Genomic DNA, 15145 nt, shown 5'->3' on the forward strand with positions numbered 1-15145 from the left:
TTTAAATTAATTAAGTCCCCATTTTCTAAAATACTTATACATAGAATTTAGTGCTATACAGAATACTTTTAAAGACTTCACGTTATCTCTCTTCCAAAGATGTGTAACTTCAAAATTCGGATTAAATACAACTCGCCCTTTCACTTTAACTTCGCGTGTTAAGTCAGCATCTTCAAAGTGTAAAAAGTATCTTTCATCGAATCCATTTACTTCCCACAATATATCTGTACGAACAAGCATAAAGCACCCTGTACAAAAATCTATATCAACTGGAGCTATTATTAATTCATTTTTCCTAGTATACTCAGCTCTCCACTTCGCAAAAATCCCACCATATTTTTCAAACCTTCCACCAATAAAATATTTAAACTTGGGATTGACTTTAGGAAGATATTGCTCAGTTCCATCTTCATTTTTAATTTTCGGCGACACCATACTAATATCTTTCATATTATCAAGATAATTAACCATTTCTTCTAGTGTATCTGTAGAAAAGAAAATATCCGGATTTACAATCAAATGATAATTGGAAGTTATCAAAGATAATACTTTATTATGAGCTGCTCCGAATCCAATGTTCGAATCTAATGTAATTAAATTGACATTTGGATATTCGTTTTTCACAATATCAACTGTCTTATCACTTGATGAGTTATCTATCACATACACCTCAAGTTTATGTGATAGATTACTATTCGCTAAGGAAGAAAGAACTCCCCTGATTTGAGATTCACTATTATAAGTAACTATACTAGCAGAGATTGTCAAACTCATTTTTTTAATTCATCCTCCCATTTCTTATTTATTGTCATTCAAAAGCTTATAGTATTTGATTTTTCTACAGTGCCTTTTTCTTTACGTATGGTAACTTCATTAAATCCTAAATTTCCAGTTTCACCTTCTACAATACCATCTCTTTTCACTACACTAACAATAGTTAAAAAAAAGCATTTTACATCCATTACAAAGCTTATTTGTTTTACATAATCACAATCCAGTTTAGCTTTCCGCTCAATAGAAAGTTCATCTCTGCCATTAATCTGAGCCCATCCAGTCAACCCAGGTTTAATATCATTAGCTCCATATTTATCACGTTCAGCAATCAAATCATATTGATTCCATAATGCAGGACGAGGTCCCACGATACTCATTTCACCTTTTAGGATATTGATAATCTGAGGTAATTCATCCAAGCTTGTTTTTCTTAGAAACTTGCCTATTTTAGTAATAAAGAAATCAGGATCTTCCAGTAGATGCGTCGGCATGTCTTGTGGTGTGTCTGTACGCATTGTTCTAAATTTTAGTATGTAGAATTCCGATTTATTTTTACCTAAACGTTTTTGTTTAAATAATATAGGGCCCTTGGAAGTTGTCTTAATTGCGATCGCAATGATTAAAAAGACTGGCCATAACACTAGCATCCCAATTAAAGCTAATAGAAAATCTATGGTTTGTTTCGTGTAAACATAAGGTCTCATAAGTTCACCTGATCCTTTTAGTTACTATTTCTCCATATATGTAGATCATCTCTATGCCAAATGAGCATAGAGATGATCTTCTTACTACTCTCTTAATTCGCCATCTTCTCGGCTATATCTTTACCCGCCTGAAGCTGTGCCTCAAATTCACTTTTATATTGACTAATAATCTCCGTGCTATAGCCGTTGCTGTTCAGTTTTTGTTCAGTGTCAGCAACTATACTATTGAAGCTAGCAGTAAATGAGGCCAGCTGTTGCAACCCTTTTTCTTTAATGCTTTTCTTACTCGCTTCATCTGTCGCTCCAAGATACTCAAACCCAATACTTATTAATGTCGATTGGCTTTGATTTTTAAGCGCCGAAAGCTTAGCTTCTGTGTCACTAGTGATAGTTTCATATGAAACCTTTCCAGTTCCTGCAGAACCACCACCTGGTGCACCTGTTGTATCCGTTGGCACTGGTGTCGCTACTGGAGATGGGTCCTTAACATTGTCATTGTTTGTCGATCCATTAGTGGTTTGTTCCTGATAAGCCTTGGAAGCTGCAGTAATAGTCTTCGTCTTCTGATCCCAGCTAATGTTATGACCTACAGATTCCGATAAAAAACGTAGAGGCACATATAAGGAACCATTCAGGATGAAGCTAGATTGACCTGTAGGCAAAGCCTTGGTTGCATCGTTAAATACATAACTTGCCTTAACTTGATTGAGGACAATATTCTTCGCTGCTGCTGAAGTACTATTCCCGTTCTTTGCATTCATTAGATATTCTTTAATCACAACTAGCTCTGAGCTGCTAGGCTCTGCAACTGTAACTTTAATGTTTTTAGCATCCCAAGCTACACTCTTCTGCAAGGCATATGACATAAAGCGCAATGGAACATACGTTGTATTGTTGTACATGAATACATACTGACCTACGGGTGGTTGAATGCTCACGCCATCAAAAATCAAATTCACGTTCATGCTTTGCACTTTAATCGTAGGATTTGCAGCCTTAGTCGTTGCACTTGGTACTGACGCTGCTGATACTGAGATAGGTGCGGATGCTGTTAAGGGTGCTAAACCAATTGAAGCAATTAATGATAAAGCCACGACTGATAGTGTTGCTTTAGACATATTTATTCACTTCCCTTTTCTTTCGCTTTTAATTGTTCTTCTTCAGCAATAATTTGGTCACGTGACTTCCCTTGACTAACACCATACTTCTTAGCAATTTGAGAAAGCTCATTGTATTGCTCTTCGGATACTTTACCAAGAATTATGCTACGTGCTTCCCGCTTTTCATCAAGTGTTAAGCCACCCTTTGCCAAATCTTTAAGACGATTAATATCGGATACGCTAAGTTGACCAAGCACAATAGAAGCTACATCAGCTTTATCCTTAATCGTTACATTCTCTTGAATTTGCTTAGCTTTATCCGTGGAGACCTGTGCTGTATAACCATCTTTTTGTTCTGATGATGGAGCTTTGGTCGGTTCACTAGTAGTAGAAGCTGTTGTTTCTCCACTAGGTTTATCGTTATTTTTACTACTTTGATTACTACTTCCCTCATCATTTGCTGGTGGAGTAGTAGGCACCGCGGACTCTACAGGATCGACATTACTATCATCAACTGTATCAGTTGGCGCTGTTCCGTGATCCTGACCACCACCAACATTATCCTCAGACTCCAGATCAAAACCATCTACCATTGAATTCATCAGCTTATCGACAGCATAATTCGCGGCGAACAAGCCACCAACACCCAGTACTACAATAACTGACAGCGTCCATAAAAGGATCTTTTTCCATCGTTTGTTGAACACTTTATATCCCCCTTTATGAATAGTTAGCTAATAGCAACTTGGACAACGGGCTGCATCGGTACAATCTGATTGATTATTTCGCGGATGACTTCTGGTTCCTCAGCGAGAACACGTTCCAAACGTTTAAACTCCAGTTCTAACTGGTTCAGACTTATGACATTAGGTTTACCGATAAAGATTCTTCCATGATCAGTAGAACCTAGATTTTCTTCATCTGTAAGCAACTCTTCATATAACTTCTCACCCTCACGAATACCGGAGAAATGAATATCAATGTCCTTATAGGGTTCATATCCAGAGAGCGTAATTAAGTCTTCCGCCAACGTTAGAATCTTAACCGGCTCTCCCATATCCAGAATGAACACTTCTCCGCCTTTGGCGAAAGAACCAGATTGGATTACAAGCTGAACAGCTTCCGGAATCGTCATGAAATAACGCACCATTTCTGGATGAGTCACAGTCACTGGCCCTCCGGCAGCGATCTGCTGCTTAAAGGCTGGAATCACACTACCACGACTGCCAAGAACATTCCCAAAACGCACAGCAGAGAACTTTGTTTGACTTGTGGTGTGCAGGCTCTGCACATACATTTCCGCAATCCGTTTAGTGGCACCCATTACACTGGTTGGGTTAACCGCCTTATCAGAAGAGATCATTACGAATCTCTCGGCACCATATTTATCTGCACAATCCGCAACATTTTTGGTGCCAAAAACATTATTTTTAATGGCTTCCGAAGGATTACGCTCCATTAAAGGAACGTGTTTATGTGCTGCTGCGTGAAAGACCACATGCGGTCTATGGCCACTGAATACATCCATCATCCGACTGCGATCCTGCACATCTGCTATCACGGTTACAATGTTCAACTCCGGAAAACTCTTACGAAGCTCCATTTCAATTGTGTAAATACTGTTCTCACCGTGTCCAAGTAACATTAACTTGTCCGGACCAAAAGGAGCAATCTGCCGGCATAACTCTGAACCAATAGAGCCGCCAGCCCCCGTAACTAGCACCGTCTTATGATGTACATAACCTAAAATACTGTTCAAATCAGCTACGATCGGTTCACGACCTAATAAGTCTTCTACGCTAACATCCCGAAGTTTCTTAACTGATATTTTTCCAGCGATCAGATCATTAAGAGCCGGTATAATCTTCAGCTTTGCTCCAGTCTTTTTGGCAAGATTAATAATTTCAGAAATCTCAGTACGTGAAACAGAGGGCATGGCGATGATTATCTCATGAATTTCTCTTTCTTTCACAATAGCTGGGATTGCGTAACGATTTCCAATTACAGGAACACCCATAATGTACATATGGTATTTATTCGCATTATCATCAATGAAACCAACTAATTTGGTATGCGCAAAAGAGGGTCCCATCATTTCCCGAGCAATTAATATCCCACAATCACCAGCACCTACAATTAGTGTATGGGTCTTAGTGTCTTTGTAATTGATTCGATCATTATGAAGTACTCTCCACAAAAATCGGACTCCACCTACTAATAAAAGAATAGTCTCCATCGACCGAACTTCTATGGCAAGAGGTACTCTATCCGGCAAAATTAGATATGCCAGTGCAAATGAAAATAAAGACCCTACTACAATAGCTTTAGAAACCGATATAATTTCACCGATGCTGGCATATTGCCACATTCTTCGGTAAAGACCGAAGTATATCAGGCTTCCACCAAATGCAAATGTTGCAATCAAACCAAATTGCAGCATCTGTACAACGTATTCCTGAAGAGCATGGTTAGGGTACCGAAACAAATAAGATGTCACAATACTGAACCAAATGATCGCAAGATCAATGAAGAATAAAAGAATCACTCTAGATTTCGCTGTCATTTTCAGTGCCTCCAAAAATAACATTTTTAATTATGAATAAATCAATTTCCATAGTAGTAGTAATAGTACCCTTCACTAGCTTTACGTTTTACATTATTGAGAACAACGCCGAGCATTTTTGCACCCACGCGATCAAGATTAGCTTTAGCTTTTACTGCGATATCGCGTTTCACCTTACCATAGCTGACAACCATAATAACGCCATCACTCTTCGAGGCCACAATTTGTGCATCCGTAACCGCTAATAATGGTGGAGTATCAATAAGAATGACATCATACCGCTGACGCAAATCCTGTAAAAGAGTGCTCATCCGATTAGATGCCATCATTTCCGCCGGGTTGGGCGGGATTGGTCCAGAGGTCATGATTGAAAGATTATTAACACCGGAATCTTGGACAGTGTCCTCAAGAACTGCCTGCTGAGACAGTAGGGAGGATAAACCAAAACGGTTACTTAGTGTAAAAGTCTTATGTGCCGTCGGCTTCCGCAAATCGGCGTCAATCAACAATACTCTTTTATCTGCTTGTGCGTAAGCTGCCGCCAGGTTAGCAGATACCGTAGATTTACCTTCTTCCGGTCCGGAGGAAGTGACCATAATCACTTGAATAGTCTGATCTACAGAAGAAAAATCAATATTCGTCCGCAATGCGCGAAACGCTTCAGAGACAGGAGAGCGTGGGTTCGTAACGGTGATCAGATGGCGTTGTTTATTTGGAAGCTGTGACATGTTCGAGGTCCCCCGCCTTTCTGGATGATTGTTTCTGAGTTTGTGCGGCACCTTGCTTGCTTTCATCTTGACCCAATCTTGTAATCATAGCTATGGTAGGCAAACCAAGATACTTCTCAATATCAGCTTCTGTCTTCAGGGTGTCATCCATATATTCCAGCAGGAAGGCAATCCCTAATCCAATCATCAAAGAGACGATAAAAGCAATAGCCATGTTCAGTAAAACATTCGGTTCTACCGGCCGTGGCTCAACAGTTGGATTCACTTTAGCTTCATTCAGAATCGATACATTTTCCACATTAAATAGACTTGGAATTTCTTCCTTGAACACAAGTGAAATGGCATTCACGATTTCAGCAGCCCGCTGATAAGAATTATCTCGAACGACAAGTGTCATCACCTGCGTATTATTTACGGAACTCACATTAACCTTTTTTAATAGCTCTTCCGCAGTAATATTGAATTGCGGATAATCCTTTGTAACAATATCAAGGATGGCCGGAGTCTTAATAATTTCCTTATACGTATTAATTAATTGAATATTGGTATTAATCTGGTTTAAATCAAGCTGCCCCACCGCTGACTGCGTCGGTGTTTGGTTAACGATAATCTTCGTGGATGCCTCATATACCGGGTTTTTAATATACAGACTATATACACCAGCAATACCGCACACCAATACAACTATGCTGAAAATGAGCCATAGTCTCTTCCTGACGATCTGAAAATAATCGCGAAGATCCAATTCTTGTGATGACAAGTGAAATTACCCCCAAGCTATTTCTGAAATATTTCGATGCCTGTTCAAATCTTCCCTATTTGCAAAAAAATCGCCTCCTCTCACCTACATGAGAGGAGGCTGTATACTATAAGTTTTATTTACTTGAAGTTAATAGTACGGTAGATAATTACTGCTGCTTCAGCACGGGTAGCTGTATCGTTCGGGTTGAACTTGCCAGCATTTCCGATAACCAGGTTGTGGCTTGCTGCAAACGCTACGCCATCTCTTAGGGATGCGCTGATCTTAGCAGCATCAGAGAATTTGCTGATTGCAGTAGAATCGGTTTTTGCATCAGGATTGATAGATTTCAACGCACGGGAGATCATTGTTGCCATTTCTGCACGTGTAATAGTTGCATTAGGATCAAATTTGGCCGCACTGCGTCCAGTGATAATCCCTTTTTCTGCTGCAACTGCTACATATGGTGCATACCAAGCAGTTGAACTTACATCGCTAAAGCTTTGTACAGCAGAGTTGTTTTCCAGGTTAAGCGCACGAATCAACATTTTGGAGAACTCAGCACGAGTTACGTTGCTCTTCGGTGCAAATTTACCTGCTCCGACTCCTTCAATCGCACCTTTAGCAGCTACGACTTGAATTTGTCTACCAGCCCATGCTTGTACAGCAGCAATATCATTAAAGGAGACTTTATTCTCAAGTACTGCATAAGAAGAGAATGTATCACGTGGTTCTACGATGAAATCTCCATCAAGAACTCCACCTTGGAATTGCAAGTCGCCGTATACAAGCTTACCAACGGAAAGCAATTCTTTATCAAGACCATCAGTATTCTTAAGTGGCAATTTGATAGTAATTGGTTGTTTAAATGTGCTTTGTACTACACCGTTCACACTAAGTGTGAATTCGTACACATCCGAAGCCAATTTCAGCTTGGTAACGGAAGTTACAACTTCTGGTTTAGCTGTAGTTACTGTCAATGAAATCGCTGTGCTGAATTGGCTTACAGGAATCGTTACAGTTACACCGTTGAAAGTAACGGCGATATTCGCAATACCTTTAGCTTTTGCAGCTTCAATAATGGCTTGGGAAAGTGGAACTTCAACTGTAGTAGCGTTTACTGTTCCCAGATTCAGGGTCAAAGTAAGACCAGTTTTACCAGGGTTCGCTGCAACCAGCTTATCAAATTCCTTAATTACATCAGCATCAACCAATTTCAAGGTTGCTTTACCGTCAACAATGCTTACGAGCTTAGATACGTCATAGATTCCTGGAGTTTGAACAGGAGCTACAGGCGTTGTAACACTTCCACTCCCACTGCCACCGCTACCAGGACCGACTCCGCCGCCAGTACTAAATCCATAAGCTTTAACGTAAGCAACAGCAAGTGATTTTGCCGCAGGTTTTGCGGATTTAATATTATTGTTCAGGTTTTTCAATGTTTGCTTAACATCATTAGCAGTAACTCCAAGCTTGTTCAAAGCCTGACTTACTGTAAGAGCTCCTGCACCTGCAGTGTGGTTCATCACTTTCGCAATGGCTTCATCCAACAAAGTCTCGTAACCAGATTCAGATGTAAGAATTGCCAACAAATCTGCTGATGACTTGTTACCTACCAGTTCACGAAGTTCTGTTTCAATACTGCTCAAGAATTCAGCAACACTATCAACAGTAAGTCCAGACACACCCGCTTTAGCTGCAATTTTGCTTACCAAAGCAATGTTTTTGTCATCGTTACGGATCACTTGGATTCCGGAGAAGTCATTTCCATAGACATCGTAGACTACACTAGTAACGCTTTGGAACAATTTAAGTGAGGTTTTTGTTTCTTCTCCATCCAGTGAAAGCTTGTTCAGTACTGGAGCAAAAATTTCTGTAAATTCTTTCTCACTCAGTGCTGCAACCTCAGTCTTCAAATTGTAGAGATAAACTGCATCTGTTGCGGTCAATTGTTTGTAAACAGCAAGAACCTTATCCTTAACTGCTGCACTGCTACTAACTGTAGCCGCAGATGCTGTGCCTACTGCTCCAAGGCTTCCCAACGGAAGACCCGCTACGGATGCTGCTACCATACTTGCTGCTAATGTTGATACTACTAGTTTCTTTTTCAAAGTCACTAAATATCCACCTCTTCTTATGTATTAAAATACTGTACTACCATAGACCTAGAACAATTCGCCCAAATGCTACGCTATTACGTATAGCATTAAATCACCCAATAAAACCCATTCTACCACTATTAGGTAGATTAGTCAGCCCTTTCGGAAAAAAAATCCAAACAATTTTTGTCGGTTTCCCCTTGTTTGTACGTGTTTTCCATGAATAACCTCGCCATTGGTCATAATTTGCTGAGCATTGCCGCGAACATAGTCACGCATCTCAGGGCCTAATTCTTTCTCCATAACCACATAAGCAGCGTTTAATCCGAAAGGACGATGAACACTGTCATGTGCATCAGAGGCCAACACATGTACTGCATTTCTACGGCATAGCTCCAGCGACAATCTCTGTAGCTTATTCCCGAAAACGCCTGCAAGACTCTGTGCGGTTACCTGCCCAAGTGATCCTAGCTCTATCAATCTCTCTAGTTTAGAAGGATCAGCAGCTATTTCAGCATTGCGCTCCGGATGGGCGATGACCGGAACGAATCCTTGAATGATCAGCTCGTGGCAGATTTCTTCCATGTTACGTGGTACTCGTGAAGAAGGCATTTCCAGTAAAATATACCGCGAATCTGCAAGACTCAGCAGTTCCCCCCGCTCCAGATCATTCAGCAGATCACCGTAGATACGGATCTCTTGACCTGGAAGAACAAGCAGTGGATTACCAGCCTGACGAAGTCTCTCATTCATCATCTCCACAGCTTCTTTAATCTTGGGGGCGTTATTCATATATTGACCGTTGGCATGATGTGGCGTGGCGATGACTGAAGTAATCCCTTCTCTGTGGGCGTCTTGCGCCATGGCAAGAGCAGCTTCCCAATCAGAGGCTCCGTCATCCAAAAAGGGTAAGATGTGGCAGTGAATATCTATCATATGTTATCTATCGGTCCTTTTCCATAGAAATTTTAGTTTTATCAACAAAAAAATACAACCATTCCCTCCAGGAATGGTTGCTTGATTGTAAATGAGTTCATATCTTACGCTTCGGTTGACTCCTCTTGCTGAGATTCATTTGCTATCATTTCAGCATCCTCTGAATCCGGAGATTCATTCTCAGAAGGGCGAATATACCCATCGATTAAGCCCCAAAGCTCGTCTTTGCCGAGACCAATTTCCGAGGAGAATGGAATAAAATTATCCCCTGGCAGCACGCCCAGCTCCTGCTTCATGGTCTTGATATGCTTTTGCCAGCGTGTCTTAGGAATTTTATCCGCTTTGGTCGCTACAACGCACATAGGAAGATCATAATGCTTCAACCAGTCGAACATCATCTTATCATTGCTGGTAGGCGAATGCCGCAGGTCCACAATAAGCAGAACAAGCTTCAACGTATCGCGCTCAGAGAGGTATTTTTCAACCATTTTACCCCATACCGCGCGTTGCGTCTTGGAAACCTTGGCATACCCGTAACCTGGAAAGTCAACAAAATACATGCTGTCTTCATTGATACGGTAATAGTTCATGTGTTGTGTCTTACCAGGCGTGGAGCTTGTCCGAGCCAGATTCTTACGGTTAATCATTCGGTTAATGAGGGAAGACTTCCCCACATTGGAACGCCCTGCCAGAGCAACCTCTGGCAAGGAATCATCAGGGTACTGATCAGGGCCAACGGCACTGATAATAAATTCGGCAATATTAACTTTCATAGGACTTCCTTTCTAATGCACACTACTCGGTGGCTCACTGCTAATTTCATTATGATGCTCAACTAACGCATGATGCAAGACCTGATCCATATTAGATACCGGTACGAACTCAACATCATTACGTACGCTCTCAGGAATATCTTTCAAATCCCGTTCATTGTCTTTGGGAAGAAGGATCTTTTTATATCCAGCTCGGTGAGCAGCAAGGGATTTCTCTTTCAATCCACCAATTGGCAGTACACGTCCCCGCAAGGTGATTTCACCTGTCATCGCCACATCCTTCGAAACATAACGTTTCGTGAGTGCGGAGATCAATGCGGTTGCAATCGTAATCCCTGCAGACGGACCATCCTTCGGAATTGCACCTTCCGGAATATGGATATGAATATCAATCTTCTCATAAAAATCGGGCTGGAGCCCCAGCTCCTCCGCCTTCGAACGAGTATAGCTGAATGCGGCCTGTGCCGACTCCTTCATTACATCGCCAAGCTGTCCGGTGAGGGTTAGTTTACCTGTTCCCTGCACAACCGTAACTTCGATCAGCAATGTATCGCCGCCAACCTCAGTCCAAGCTAGCCCAGTGACCGTACCGATCTGATCTTCAAGCTCAGCCATACCGTAACGATATTTAGAAGCCCCAAGATAATCCTTGATGTCGTCAGGAAGAATGACCACTTTCTCTTTTTCCTCAGACACGATTTGTTTCGCAGCTTTGCGGCATAATGCTGCAATCTGCTGTTCCAAATTACGAACACCGGATTCACGGGTATATTCGCGGACAATGCGTAATAAGCTATCGTCTTCGATAATCAGTTGATCTTCTGCAAGACCGTGGTTTTTCTTCTGCTTAGGCAATAGATAACGGCTGCCGATTTGCAGTTTCTCCAGTTCCGTATAACCTGGAATGAACAGCATTTCCATCCGATCCAGCAAAGGACGCGGAATATTATGCACTACGTTCGCTGTTGTTACAAACATTACGTTCGACAAGTCGAACGGCAGCTCTACAAAATGATCACTAAACGTGTTGTTTTGTTCTGGATCCAACACCTCAAGCAGCGCTGAAGATGGATCTCCACGGAAATCCGCAGCCATCTTATCGATTTCATCCAATAGGATAACCGGATTAATCGTACCCGCCGTCTTCATGCCTTGGATAATCCGGCCCGGCATCGCACCTACATAAGTCCGGCGATGACCTCGAATCTCCGCCTCATCACGTACACCGCCTAACGAGATACGGACGAACTTGCGGTTGAGCGAACGGGCGATGGAACGAGCCAGTGAGGTTTTCCCCACCCCCGGAGGACCTACAAGACATAAAATCGGACCCTTAAGCTTCTTAACCAGCTGCTGAACAGCCAAATATTCCAATACCCGTTCCTTTGGTTTTTCCAAACCGTAGTGATCCTCATCAAGTACCTGCTCGGCCTTTTTGATGTCAAGATCATCCTCTGTCTGTTCACTCCAAGGGAGACTAAGCAGCCAATCTACATAGTTGCGAATGACGCCGCCTTCCGCAGAGCTGACTGGCATTTTTTCCAGCCGATCGATTTCTTTCTCCATCTTTTCTTTCACACGTTCTGGAACATTTTTCTCTTCCATTAGCGTCCGCAGCTCTTCCGCTTCTCCTGCCCGGCCTTCCTTCTCGCCGAGTTCTTTCTGGATCGCTTTCATTTGCTCACGCAAATAATATTCCTTCTGCGTCTTTTCCATCTGCTTTTTGACACGTTGATTGATCTTACGTTCAAGCTCCAGCACTTCACGCTCATTATTAAGAATATCAAGAAGCTTCTCCAGCCGTTTACTAACATCAATCGTCTCGAGAATTTCTTGCTTATCCTTAATTTTTAGCGATAAATGACTCGTAATGACATCCGCAAGTCGACCAGGCTCTTCTATATCGGATACAGCAGCGAGGGTCTCTGGGGTCACTTTTTTGGATAACGTAATATAGTGTTCGAACTGATTGAGTACTGTACGCATCAGCGCGTCACATTCTTGATCGCTATCTTCATCTTCCGGCAGCTCACGCGCCATAACCTCATAGTACTCATCATTATCGATATAATTAATAATTTCGGCCCGTTCTACACCTTCAACCAGTACACGTATCGTACCGTTTGGAAGCTTCAGCATTTGCCGCACATTGGCGACAGTACCGACCCGAAAAATATCGTCCTGACCTGGCTCTTCAATATTCACTTCCGACTGGGAACAAAGAAGAATCAAATTATCTTCAACCATAGCTTTCTCTAGCGCCCGAACTGACTTCTCACGGCCCACATCCAAGTGAAGAACCATGCTTGGGTACACAAGAAGCCCTCTTAGCGGCAATAAAGGAAAACGACGACCTTTTGTTTTATTTGTCATCATCGCTTTCGCACCTCCCATGGCTCTCAATTAATCTCATATGCATTCATTCTAACAAAAGCAGCCTCAAAACACCAACAGAGTCCTTAGATTTCAAGAAGAACCGACTTGCTTTTCCATAAATAGAGACAACGTTTCTTGTAGCATTTAAAAAGGAAGCAGCAGAATTGCCTGCAGCCTCCTTTATTTTACAGCGACAAATCTCACCTTATTCTTCGAATTAGGGATCAATTTAGTTTAACCCTTTGCAGATTCACCAGCCGCATCGGCCTTTAGGAGTGAAGGTGCAGCGGAGAACAACTCTCCAGCAACTGCAGGCAGCCTTACATCAGCTGTATCGGCACCGAACAGGTGACGGAACACCTCTTCTACTGTTTCCATTGGAATAACGCGTAATGGTGCGAGGTCAGCGAAGAGCGACTGCCAGTTTTCTTTTGGAATAAGCACTGTAGTGGCTCCAGCTTGAAAAGCAGCTTCTACTTTGGCAATTACACCACCCACTGGCTTAACCCGACCATGGATGCCTATCTCACCTGTGATCGCTACCGTGTTATCCACGGGAAGTCCACGAATAGCGGAGACAATTGCTACTGCCATCGCTACTCCAGCAGAAGGTCCGTCAATCGGTGTACCCCCTGGGAAATTCACATGTAGATCATAACGATCGGGCTCCAGATTCATCGTACGCAGTACGGTCAATACATTCTCAACTGAGCCCTTTGCCATACTTTTTCGCCGAATCGTGCGGGAGCCTCCACCGATCTCTTCTTCATCCACCACACCTGTCACGTTCAATCTGCCTTGGCCGTTCACAGCAGGCGCTGCGGAAACTTCGATTTCGAGCAGAGTACCCATCCCTGGCCCATACACGGCAAGACCATTGACTAATCCAATCTGCGGTGCCGAAGGAATCTTGCGTTCCGTACGCAGCGGAAGCTGGCTGCTGCCTGCCACCCATTCCACATCAGCAGCATTTAGTGTATCTCTCTGCTCAGTTAAAGCTAATCCGGCAGCCAACTGAATCATATTAACTGCCTCCCGGCCGTTGGTTGCATACTGTTGCACCACAGTGACTGCTTCCGGACTTGGTTTAAGCCCAATTTTCTGTATCGCGTCACGCGCGATGACGGCAATCTCATCCGGCAGCAGCGGGCGGAAATAAATCTCCATGCAGCGCGAACGCAGCGCAGGTGAAATCTCATCCGGAGAACGCGTAGTAGCGCCAACTAGCCGGAAATCAGCAGGCAATCCATTTTGAAAAATATCATGAATATAAGCCGGAGTATTATTATCCTCCGAATTATAATAAGCGCTCTCTAGCAGGACCTTCCGGTCCTCAAGCACTTTAAGCAGCTTATTCATCTGAATAGGGTGAAGCTCTCCTATCTCATCCAGAAAAAGAATCCCGCCATGCGCCTTAGTCACCGCGCCCGGTTTCGGCTGTGGCACACCCGCCACACCCATGGCCCCTGCACCTTGATAAATAGGATCATGCACAGAGCCGATCAACGGGTCAGCAATACCACGCTCATCAAAACGAGCGGTAGTGGCGTCAATCTCTGTGAATTTGGCGTCACTTTTAAAAGGAGAAAGCACATTCTTTTTCGCCTCTTCCATGACAACACGTGCTGCCGCAGTCTTGCCCACTCCCGGCGGACCATAAATAATCACATGCTGCGGATTAGCGCTGCAAAGTGCGGCTTTCAGGGCGCGCAGCCCATCTTTTTGCCCGACAATATCTCCAATAGAAGCCGGACGTGTTTTCTCCGACAATGGTTTAGTTAATGTAATCATCCGCATTTTCCGTAACTTGTCCAGTTCCTTGCGCGACTCTCGTTCTACCGCTGTCTTATTTGTCTTCTGACCCCGCAGCAGATTCCAAAAGTATACGCCGATAACCAGCGCGAAAAAGAGCTGCACGATCATCACAACTATACTTAATTCCATAGGTCATCCTCCTGTTTCGTTCAGTCTACCTTTCCACTCTTGGCTACTATTAGGTAGTATAGCCGTTTCGGTAATTAGTAAACGCGAATTTAAGGATTTGTTGAATTGTTGCAGTAGGATAGACTCTGATAATTAACTATAAGGGCATTAATGAGTGTGGGAGTGTGAATGTAGCTTAGATAAATTTTAAAAAGGAGATTGTTGAGGAGGTTGGAGAGGAAGGAATGCGGAGAAATGAGGGAGAGATTAGTGGAAAGGGAATTTGAGTAACTGTGGTGTTAAGGGGAATCGTCATACTTAGTAACTGAGGATCGTGATCGGTGCTACGTGGGGGTAAGGAACCTAGTTGTGCGTACCGCTAAGGGTAAGGGCGTCGGGAGTTTCCTGTAGACGTTTAGTTTGTTGAGTT

Annotated in this window: 12 protein-coding genes; all 12 read right to left on the reverse strand. The window is 42.9% G+C overall.

Annotated elements, in window-relative coordinates:
• Positions 1–6: 6 nt before the first annotated feature.
• The 12 genes from MHB37_RS25625 to lonB all read right to left on the reverse strand — a co-directional run bounded on the left by MHB37_RS25625 (position 7) and on the right by lonB (position 14736).
• The gene (locus tag MHB37_RS25625) at positions 7–774 is read right to left on the reverse strand and encodes a glycosyltransferase family 2 protein (RefSeq protein WP_076194511.1); all 768 of its coding nucleotides are present in this window, start codon (positions 772–774) and stop codon (positions 7–9) included.
• A 38-nt stretch (positions 775–812) separates the two neighbouring features.
• Entirely contained in the window at positions 813–1478 is a 666-nt protein-coding gene (locus MHB37_RS25630) for a sugar transferase (protein WP_076194513.1), read from the reverse strand.
• A gap of 92 nt (positions 1479–1570) precedes the next feature.
• Positions 1571–2596, reverse strand: coding sequence for a copper amine oxidase N-terminal domain-containing protein (locus MHB37_RS25635; protein ID WP_076194515.1), 1026 nt, complete (start codon positions 2594–2596; stop codon positions 1571–1573).
• 2 nt (positions 2597–2598) lie between these two features.
• On the reverse strand, positions 2599–3285 hold the full coding sequence (locus tag MHB37_RS25640; protein WP_076194518.1) for a hypothetical protein: 687 nt from the start codon (positions 3283–3285) through the stop codon (positions 2599–2601).
• Between the two features lie 23 nt (positions 3286–3308).
• Positions 3309–5141, reverse strand: coding sequence for a polysaccharide biosynthesis protein (locus MHB37_RS25645; protein ID WP_405168664.1), 1833 nt, complete (start codon positions 5139–5141; stop codon positions 3309–3311).
• 41 nt (positions 5142–5182) lie between these two features.
• Positions 5183–5869: a CpsD/CapB family tyrosine-protein kinase gene (locus MHB37_RS25650; RefSeq protein WP_036685074.1), complete on the reverse strand. Its 687-nt coding sequence runs from the start codon at positions 5867–5869 to the stop codon at positions 5183–5185.
• Positions 5850–6629: a YveK family protein gene (locus MHB37_RS25655; protein ID WP_036685072.1), complete on the reverse strand. Its 780-nt coding sequence runs from the start codon at positions 6627–6629 to the stop codon at positions 5850–5852. Before MHB37_RS25655 ends, MHB37_RS25650 begins: the two co-directional genes overlap by 20 nt.
• A 119-nt stretch (positions 6630–6748) precedes the next feature.
• On the reverse strand, positions 6749–8725 hold the full coding sequence (locus MHB37_RS25660) for an S-layer homology domain-containing protein (protein WP_405168665.1): 1977 nt from the start codon (positions 8723–8725) through the stop codon (positions 6749–6751).
• 135 nt (positions 8726–8860) lie between these two features.
• On the reverse strand, positions 8861–9643 hold the full coding sequence (locus MHB37_RS25665; protein ID WP_076129427.1) for a tyrosine-protein phosphatase: 783 nt from the start codon (positions 9641–9643) through the stop codon (positions 8861–8863).
• A gap of 104 nt (positions 9644–9747) precedes the next feature.
• The gene (yihA, locus tag MHB37_RS25670; RefSeq protein WP_036685063.1) at positions 9748–10416 is read right to left on the reverse strand and encodes a ribosome biogenesis GTP-binding protein YihA/YsxC; all 669 of its coding nucleotides are present in this window, start codon (positions 10414–10416) and stop codon (positions 9748–9750) included.
• A 12-nt stretch (positions 10417–10428) separates the two neighbouring features.
• The gene (gene lon, locus MHB37_RS25675; RefSeq protein WP_405168666.1) at positions 10429–12792 is read right to left on the reverse strand and encodes an endopeptidase La; all 2364 of its coding nucleotides are present in this window, start codon (positions 12790–12792) and stop codon (positions 10429–10431) included.
• Between the two features lie 234 nt (positions 12793–13026).
• Complete coding sequence (gene lonB, locus MHB37_RS25680) at positions 13027–14736, reverse strand: ATP-dependent protease LonB (RefSeq protein WP_038573063.1); 1710 nt, start codon at positions 14734–14736, stop codon at positions 13027–13029.
• Positions 14737–15145: the final 409 nt, after the last annotated feature.

The organism is Paenibacillus sp. FSL H3-0286 (assembly GCF_045040705.1).
GTDB lineage: Bacteria > Bacillota > Bacilli > Paenibacillales > Paenibacillaceae > Paenibacillus_AQ > Paenibacillus_AQ odorifer.